Source organism: Rhizobium favelukesii, assembly GCF_000577275.2.
GTDB classification, from domain to species: domain Bacteria; phylum Pseudomonadota; class Alphaproteobacteria; order Rhizobiales; family Rhizobiaceae; genus Rhizobium; species Rhizobium favelukesii.
Map to the genome: position 1 here is coordinate 1 of NZ_CBYB010000020.1, position 2,153 is coordinate 2,153.

At 57.6% G+C, this 2,153-nt stretch carries 2 protein-coding genes and 1 pseudogene; 1 reads left to right on the top strand and 2 read right to left on the bottom strand.

Translation table 11 applies throughout. From position 1 onward, the window contains the following. Positions 1-38 precede the first annotated feature (38 nt). Both LPU83_RS25135 and LPU83_RS73775 read right to left on the bottom strand, forming a co-directional pair. A complete protein-coding gene (locus tag LPU83_RS25135; protein WP_245272618.1) occupies positions 39-536 on the bottom strand; it encodes a hypothetical protein in 498 nt (165 codons plus the stop codon). Between the two features lie 66 nt (positions 537-602). Continuing rightward, positions 603-839: pseudogene (locus LPU83_RS73775) on the bottom strand (IS110 family transposase); the annotation flags it as partial. Between the two features lie 136 nt (positions 840-975). On the opposite strand from LPU83_RS73775, the gene nodD2 reads away from it, so the two are divergent. Continuing rightward, positions 976-1,914: a transcriptional regulator NodD2 gene (gene nodD2 / locus LPU83_RS25155; RefSeq protein ID WP_157997297.1), complete on the top strand. Its 939-nt coding sequence runs from the start codon at positions 976-978 to the stop codon at positions 1,912-1,914. The last annotated feature ends 239 nt before the right edge of the window (positions 1,915-2,153 follow it).

Here is a 2,153-nt window from a genome sequence, read left to right on the forward strand (position 1 = left end):
GCACAGATCCACGCGGGCGGGTTTCCCGCACGTGGCTCTTACCTCGGGTGATTGACGGCGAAGCGCACATTCGGCCATGGATGAAGGATACGAGGCTTGGGAAGGTAGTAGTCGTTGGCTAACTGCGCGATCGTTCCCACGTAGCGCCGTCCTTCTGGCTGCGCCGCCTTAGCGATCGCAACCAAAGGTCGACCATCCGATATCTGAACGCCGTGAGCGCCCGGATGTTCGTTGGAACCGCGAAGTAGGCAAAATGCCCGCCGACGATCTGACTCAGCCATTTTCCCTGTTGGGAGATCGGCCAGTGCATCCGCCGCCGCAGGTCCGCCTTGATGTCCTTGAGCTTCGCCCGCATCCGGTCGCCTCGGGTCTTCCGCTGAAGCTGGAAGGTGCCCTTTGCGTGTTTTCCCGCAGATGAACGTGAACCCCAAGAAGGCGAAGGTCTCCGGTTTGCCGAGCCCGCGCCTCTTGCGATCGACCGCCGCAAAGCGACCAAACTCAATCAAGCGGGTCTTGTCCGGATGAAGCGACAGCATGAACTCCTCAAGCCTCGCGCGCATCGCAGCGAGGAAGCGACGAGCGTCGCCCTCGCGCCTCGGCTCATCGGCGGCGTCATTCTTATTCCGTTTGACGTAAGGGCGTGACGTGTGGGCGGAAGAAGTCCGACTTCGTGGCCGAGTGATTGCAACACTCGTGCCCGGTGGTGTGAGGCGCCACAAGCTTCGATGCCGATGGCGACGGAAGCTTTTGAGGAAGGCCAATAACTTTGAGCGACGAAGCTGGCGCCGCGAGACGACATTTTCTTCGGGGACACGACCAGAGAGGGCTTCAACATACAACGTTTAAAGAGAAGTCCTGAGAAAAAATTCCCTTGCCGAACCTTGATTTCGTTAACTTCAGGGCTCTCTAATAGGACTCAGCAAAATTGGTAAAATTGATTGTTTGGAAAGAATCATCGGCGTATGGACACCGCACATGCGTTTTAGAGGCCTAGATCTAAACCTCCTCGTCGCGCTCGACGCACTGATGACCGAGCGCAAGCTCACGGCCGCCGCACGCAGGGTCAAGCTCAGTCAGCCGGCCATGAGCGCGGCTATAGCGCGACTGCGCACCTATTTCGGCGACGAGCTGTTTTCGATGCAGGGTCGCGAACTTATCCCAACACCGCGTGCGGAGGCGCTCGCCCCAGCGGTGCGCGACGCCCTGCTCCACATTCAGCTCTCCGTCATTGCCTGGGATCCGATCAACCCAGCCCAGTCGGATCGCCGTTTCAGGATCATTCTTTCTGACTTTATGACACTTGTATTCTTTGAGAGGGTTGTGGAGCGCTTGGCCCGGGAGGCTCCCGGCGTCAGCTTCGAGTTGCTGCCTCTCGATGATGATCCTTATGAGCTTCTCCGGCGCGGTGACGTCGATTTTTTAATTCTTCCGGACTTATTCATGTCGAGTGCGCACCCCAAGATGAAGCTGTTTGGCGAGGCACTCGTGTGCGTCGGCTGCCCGAGGAATGAGCAGTTGCTGGGGGATCTCTCTTTCGAGACATATATGTCGATGGGGCATGTTGCCGCCCAATTCGGACGTGCGTTGAAGCCCTCTTTCGAACAATGGCTATTGCTTGAGCACGGGTTCAAGAGACGTGTCGAACTTGTCGTGCCCGGTTTTACTTTGATTCCGCCGTTGCTGCCGGGCACCAACCGTATAGCCATTATCCCATTCCGTCTCGTCAAGTATTTCGAACAAACGATACCCCTGCGGATCGTCAAGCACCCGCTGCGACCCCTGTGGTTCACTGAGGCTGTCCAGTGGCCAGCCCTCCATAACAAGGATCCCGGGAATGTCTGGATGCGCGAGATACTTTTGCAAGAAGCCTCGCGCAGCGAATTTCAGGACGTCCTAGCTAGTGCCCGTCCATAGTATGCTGCAGCAAGCGGAGGGAGGTTCGATGGCGAACTGACAACATGCAGAGAAGCTGCGCGAAAGATGAGGGTAGGCCCCTCGGGATCGGCTTTCAGGAGCGGGTCTCAAACCAGCCCAAGCTGCTGTGGTAGAAGAGCCATGGTGGTGAGCGTTGGGTCAAAAGCCGCGGACATGATCCGGGGCAGGTAGGCATCCGGAAGATGAGCGCAAGCAAACCCTTCGATGACGCGTCGTTA

Coding starts and splice junctions, on each gene's coding strand:
- LPU83_RS25135 (WP_245272618.1), bottom strand. CDS start 536: ATGCTGTCGCTTCATCCGGACAAGACCCGCTTGATTGAGTTTGGTCGC.
- nodD2 (WP_157997297.1), top strand. CDS start 976: ATGCGTTTTAGAGGCCTAGATCTAAACCTCCTCGTCGCGCTCGACGCA.